The following is a 5,657-nucleotide window of genomic DNA, read 5'->3' as shown; positions in this document are numbered from 1 at the left end:
TACTATCTTGCCATTGTCCCAAAAGTCCAACTAATCGATGTAAATAACTGCTACCGCGCCAGCGAGAAAGAGGAAGATCAAAAAGCATTGTAAATCAGAAATAAATAACTATCAACTATTTTCTTGTTGTTGAGAAATTTGATAAGCAACAGCTTGAAGAATGACCATTGGATCGTCAGAATTGACTCCAACTTGTTGCGCGATCGCCTGTCTAAAATTAGCATCTTCTTTCAATTTTTCATGGAGTTCCTCCAAAGTAAAAACAACAGTTTGCGGTTCAGGTGTAACGGCATCTACAGCCAGATCGGGTCCATCATATTCCCAAACTTCCCCTTTTGCTTCTTGTTGTAATAATTGTTGAGAAATTGCCAAAGAAGCTGCTCCAATTTCCGCAATACTAGGGATATTTTGGGTCTGTACAGCTAGTAAATTGAGCCGTCGTGCCAATTCGCGATCGGGTTGGGGAGAATCTATCTTTTGCTTTCCAAATTGTATCAGCCAATTTACCCATTGTTCGAGAGTAATGCGATCTTGTGTTTGCTCAAAAAATTGTTTGATGCGAGGTGTTTGCCAACCATGTGCCACTCCTTCTAAAACTTGATCGAAGAGAAACTCGTAATCGCGATCGCCCAAAAGAGGAGAAGGGGACTTTTCAGGAGAATTATCTAGAGAAGATGCGATCGCCTCCAGTTTGGCAGGCTCGGGACGAGGAGAAAATATTCCCACTAAATTTTTTAACCATTGCCATAATTTTTTAAACATATCTAGAGCGATAATAAAATACGAATTTGCTATTTTCTACTTCTACTCATCATCGGTGTAGTCCATCAGCGATGAAAGAGAATGACGCTTGCGAAGATCCAGTTGTTCGAGAAGATTACCATCGTTTTGAGGAGAATCAAGGGGGGAAATAACCTCTGGTGGTAATACTGTCACTCGGGGTTGCGTTTCCGCGATAATTACGGGTTCATAGGGAATAGAACCGAATTCAGTTTGAAACCGAGGAGTGCTAACGGGAGTCATTTCTTGTGAGATTGTTTTGGGTTTTAAATGCTTTACTGGCTGCTTTTGAGAGAGACTGAGGGATTTCAGAACTAAAGTTACAAAAAATGAACCCGCAGCACAAGTCAAAGCGATGAATCCCATTAACCACAAGGGAAATAAGTTTTTGGCTTGGGAAGGCGATCGCGCGGTATCTTTGAAATAAACCGCTTCGGGATTATCTTGAGGATCGACCTCAAACTCTCTCTCATCTCTGGTTGCGAGGGAATCTTCCCTTGAAGTTGGCGGGAGATCGAGGCTTTCTTGGGTAACGAAAAGTTTACCATGCAAGAGTCCAGCCGTTACTCCCACCGTTACCGATAGCGCGATTGTCCAGACTCCACCCCAAAAAAGGAGGGGATGGTTAGTAATCCAAGTGATTGTAGGATGAGTTGAGGAGCGATCGCGTCCTTGATCTGATTCGTACATGGGTTAATTTATTAATTCTTTTGAGCAATGATTAAATGCTGACCTCACTACTCAAAACTTAAAACAATTAAACTACGATTTTTGAAGTTTAGCTAACACTATCATAATAATGAAAGATTGGACAATTAAGGATAGTGAAAAACTCTATCAAATTCAGGGCTGGGGTCATCCCTATTTCACCATCAATGCTGCGGGTCGCGTTTTGGTTTCCCCTCAAGGCGATCATGGCAGTTCATTAGACCTTTATGAATTAGTGGTGTCCTTGGGTCAAAGGGATCTCAATTTGCCGATACTGATCTGTTTTCCTGATATTCTTGCCGATCGCATCGACCGTTTAAATACTTGTTTTGCGCGGGCGATCGCTCATTATGGCTATCCTAACGTCTATCGCGGGGTTTATCCCATCAAGTGTAATCAACATCGCCATCTTGTGGAAGCCTTGGTTCAGTTTGGCAAACCCTATCAGTTTGGTTTGGAGGTGGGGTCTAAACCCGAGCTTGCTATTGCTTTAGCGACCTTAGAAACCCGACAAAATACTCAAAATGATTCCCAAGTTACTTTGTTGATTTGTAATGGCTATAAAGACCGAGAATACATTGAAATGGCCTTATTAGCAATGCGCTTGGGACATCGTTCTATTCTCGTTATCGAACAGGTGGAAGAGTTAGCGATCGCCATAGAAATCAGTAAACTTTTGGCCATTAAACCAATCTTAGGAATTCGTGCCAAACTCAGTAGTAAAGGATCGGGACGATGGGGAAAGTCTACGGGCGATCGTGCCAAGTTTGGTTTAAATGTGCCGCAAATTTTGGCTGCTGTCACTCAATTAGCCAGTCAAGAAATGTTATCTTGCTTGCAATTACTGCACTTTCATATCGGTTCGCAAATTTCCGCGATCGGTACGATTAAAGATGCCATTCGCGAAGCCAGTCAAATTTATGGAGAGTTGGTAAAATTGGGAGCAAATATGCAATATCTTGATGTGGGAGGAGGTTTAGCTGTCGATTACAATGGCTCGAAAACAAAGTTTCAAGCCTCCAAAAATTATAATATGCAAAATTATGCCAATGATATTGTGGCAGAAGTTCAAGAAGCCTGTGAAGCACGCAATATTTCTGCTCCTATTATTGTCAGTGAAAGTGGTCGGGCGATCGCTGCTCATCAAGGAGTATTGATTTTCGATATTCTTGGGACAAGTCAAGCAACAATGGCAGATATTTCTCAAATAGAAATACTGCCAGCGATCGCAGAACAAGAGCATCTTATTCTTCGCAATCTTTGGGAAACTTACACGACAATTTCTACGGATAATTATCAAGAAGCATATCACGATGCTATTCAATTTAAGCAGGAAGCGATTAGCTTATTTAATTTTGGCTATTTGAGTTTACAAGAACGAGCAAAAGCTGAGGAAATGTATTGGCAATGTTGCCAAAAAATCCTCAAAATCACTCGAAATCTCGATGATATTCCCGATGATATCGCAGATTTGGAGAAGAAGATGGCAGCAATTTATTATGCGAATCTATCTATTTTTCAATCTGCTCCCGATGCTTGGGCGATCGAACAATTATTTCCAATTATGCCGATTCATCGTTTAGGAGAAGAACCGACAGAACGAGGAATTTTTGCCGATTTGACTTGTGATAGTGATGGTAAAATTGATCGTTTTATTGATCGACATGAAGGGAAAGAAATTTTAGAATTACATCATCTAAATACAAGGGAACTGACGACGGGAGAGAGGGCGATCGAGCCTTATTATTTGGGAATGTTTTTAGTTGGAGCATATCAGGAAATTATGGGCAATTTACATAATTTATTTGGGGATACCAATGTTGTTCATATTAAAATGGCTTCCAAGGGATATCAAGTTGAACATATCGTGCGAGGAGATACGATAGCAGATGTAATTGGTTATGCTCAATATAATCCAGCAGATTTATTAGAAAAGATTCGCTGTCTTACTGAACAAGCAATACAAGATAAACGCATTACTTTGGAAGAGTCCCAGCGTTTATTGAAAAATTACAAACATAGTTTAAATAGCTATACTTATTTGAGTACAAATACCACCGAGATTATCGATTGAGAAGAAATTTATTTAGTCATTTATCTAGAATGGTGTATAATTGAGATAATATTTGAGACAAGTAAAATGGCAAGTAAAACAGTAACAGATATTGAAGAACTGAGACAGTTAATTCTGGCTTTAGATACCAAGCTGGATGAACGGATAGATGGTGTAGAGATCGCGATCGGTAAACGAATTGATACTGTAGAGATCGCGATCGGTAAACGAATTAATAAATTAGACCAAACTGTTGCAGTTGGATTTACCGAAATCAAAGGAGATATCAAAAGACTCGATGAAGGAATAAAGAACGTAGATAAAAGATTAGATGAAACTCGTTCAACTCTGGAAAAACAAATCGAGGCCACAAATTCACGTTTGAATACCATTACTATTGGCTTTTTTGGCATTGTGGGAATTTTAGTTACGGGAATTTTAACCGTATTGGGAAAGTTAGTGTTTTTCCCCAATTCTCTATCTTGAAAGAAGAAGCGCGATCGCAATATTTCGATCTGTGTCCCCTTTTTTTGCTATACTTATTAATAGTTTTTTTCATTTTTTAGCTTGTCCTAGCGTGAACAATCCAATCCAAAAATGGGAATATACCGTTATTCAGGAAACCATCTTCCCTCTCAACCCCTTGAGAATTACAGTAGAATCTGAAGACAAAGAATTAGTAGACGTTTTGCAAGGACGAACGGTTTTAGGTACTCTTAACTATCTCGGAGAAATGGGTTGGGAGTTGGTTACAGTGACAACGGGACTGGAGAAAAATTCTCAAGTTTTTTATTTTAAACGATTGATGACTCATCATTCCTAACTTATGCAAAGTCTTTATATTGCTATCACAAATCATGGATTTGGTCATGCAACTCGTGCTGCTTCTGTTGCAGGAATGGTCAAAAAACTCAATCCCGATATTTTGCTTATTCTTGTAACAACTGCACCAAGATGGTTGCTTGAATCTTATATTGAAGGGGATTTTATTCATCGTCCCCGTGCTTTAGATGTGGGGGTAATTCAATCTGATAGTCTGACGATGGACAAACAGGAAACACTGGCAAAATTAGCAGAAATTCGCACCGCACAATATCGCATTATTGCAGGAGAAGTTAACTTTATTCAGACTAATCGCATTAGTTTAATTTTAGGCGATATTCCTCCTCTCGCTGCTCCGATCGCCAAAACTGCGGGAATTCCTTGCTGGATGATGAGCAATTTTGGTTGGGATTTTATTTATCGCGACTGGGGAGAAGATTTTGCTGAAATTGCTGCTTGGATCGGAGACTGTTTTAGTCAGTGCGATCGCCTTTTTCGCCTCCCTCTACACGAGTCCATGTCAGCATTTCCTCATATTTCTGATGTGGGACTCACGGGAGGGACTCCGCGTTTCTCAGAAGAGGAAATCAGAACTACATTTAATCTTATTCAACCCCGAGAACGAACAATTTTGTTAACATTTGGGGGGTTAGGATTGCAACAAATCCCCTATCATAAAGTCGAGGAGTTTCCCGATCGCCAATTTATCACCTTCGATCGCCATGCTCCAGATTTTAGCAATTTAATTAAGATTCGCGATCGCCAATATCGTCCTGTTGATTTTATGCCTTTTTGTGATCGGGTGGTTTCTAAGCCAGGTTTTAGCACCTTTTCCGAGGCTTTACGCTTAAATATTCCTCTTGTTTCTTTAAGCCGAGAAGGGTTTGCAGAAGCATCATTATTGGAGTTAGGATTAAAAAACTACGGACACCACCAAATTATCTCTCCTGATGCTTTCTTTCAAGGTAATTGGGAGTTTCTCTTGCGATCGCCAAATCCTCCTCAGCAAACCTCTACTCTAGCAACAGATGGCACAGAAACAATTGCCCGTGAGATCGTTCAGTATTTTGAGAACATGGCAACATCTAAAGCAACAAAATTGGCTCAATCTTCCCGACCGTGAATTATTACAGGAAAGTTAATTTTAATTGTTGTTTTTGATTCTAACAGTGGCGCGATCGCGCAATCCGCAAACTGAGAAAAATCACGGGGACAATTCCCACTAAAATAATAGCTAAAGCGGGTGCAGCAGCTTCTACTAAACGTTCATCAGAAGCGTATTGATAGACTTGTA

At 40.1% G+C, this 5,657-nt stretch carries 6 protein-coding genes; 4 read left to right on the top strand and 2 right to left on the bottom strand.

Annotated features, from left to right (window positions below; all coding sequences use genetic code 11):
* Window positions 1-111 precede the first annotated feature (111 nt).
* A complete protein-coding gene (locus JUI58_RS16830) occupies window positions 112-762 on the bottom strand; it encodes a hypothetical protein (RefSeq protein WP_204104960.1) in 651 nt (216 codons plus the stop codon).
* A gap of 42 nt (window positions 763-804) precedes the next feature.
* Window positions 805-1,470, bottom strand: a complete 666-nt coding sequence (locus JUI58_RS16825) for a hypothetical protein (RefSeq protein WP_204104959.1) — start codon at window positions 1,468-1,470, stop codon at window positions 805-807.
* Between the two features lie 109 nt (window positions 1,471-1,579).
* Here JUI58_RS16825 and speA point away from each other — a divergent pair, with 109 nt between their 5' ends.
* The 4 genes from speA (at window position 1,580) to JUI58_RS16805 (ending at window position 5,486) form a co-directional block, all read left to right on the top strand.
* A complete protein-coding gene (gene speA, locus JUI58_RS16820; RefSeq protein ID WP_204104958.1) occupies window positions 1,580-3,562 on the top strand; it encodes a biosynthetic arginine decarboxylase in 1,983 nt (660 codons plus the stop codon).
* 66 nt (window positions 3,563-3,628) lie between these two features.
* Window positions 3,629-4,027 carry a hypothetical protein gene (locus tag JUI58_RS16815; RefSeq protein WP_204104957.1) on the top strand — a complete coding sequence of 133 codons (399 nt, stop codon included), beginning with the start codon at window positions 3,629-3,631 and terminating at the stop codon, window positions 4,025-4,027.
* A gap of 91 nt (window positions 4,028-4,118) precedes the next feature.
* A complete protein-coding gene (locus JUI58_RS16810; protein ID WP_204104956.1) occupies window positions 4,119-4,364 on the top strand; it encodes a hypothetical protein in 246 nt (81 codons plus the stop codon).
* A 3-nt stretch (window positions 4,365-4,367) separates the two neighbouring features.
* Window positions 4,368-5,486 carry a glycosyl transferase gene (locus JUI58_RS16805; RefSeq protein WP_204104955.1) on the top strand — a complete coding sequence of 373 codons (1,119 nt, stop codon included), beginning with the start codon at window positions 4,368-4,370 and terminating at the stop codon, window positions 5,484-5,486.
* The last annotated feature ends 171 nt before the right edge of the window (window positions 5,487-5,657 follow it).

Source organism: Spirulina sp. CCY15215 (assembly GCF_016888125.1).
GTDB lineage: Bacteria > Cyanobacteriota > Cyanobacteriia > Cyanobacteriales > Spirulinaceae > CCY15215.
The sequence above is the reverse complement of the archived record's forward strand: the minus strand, read 5'-3'. Positions and strand labels throughout refer to the sequence as shown.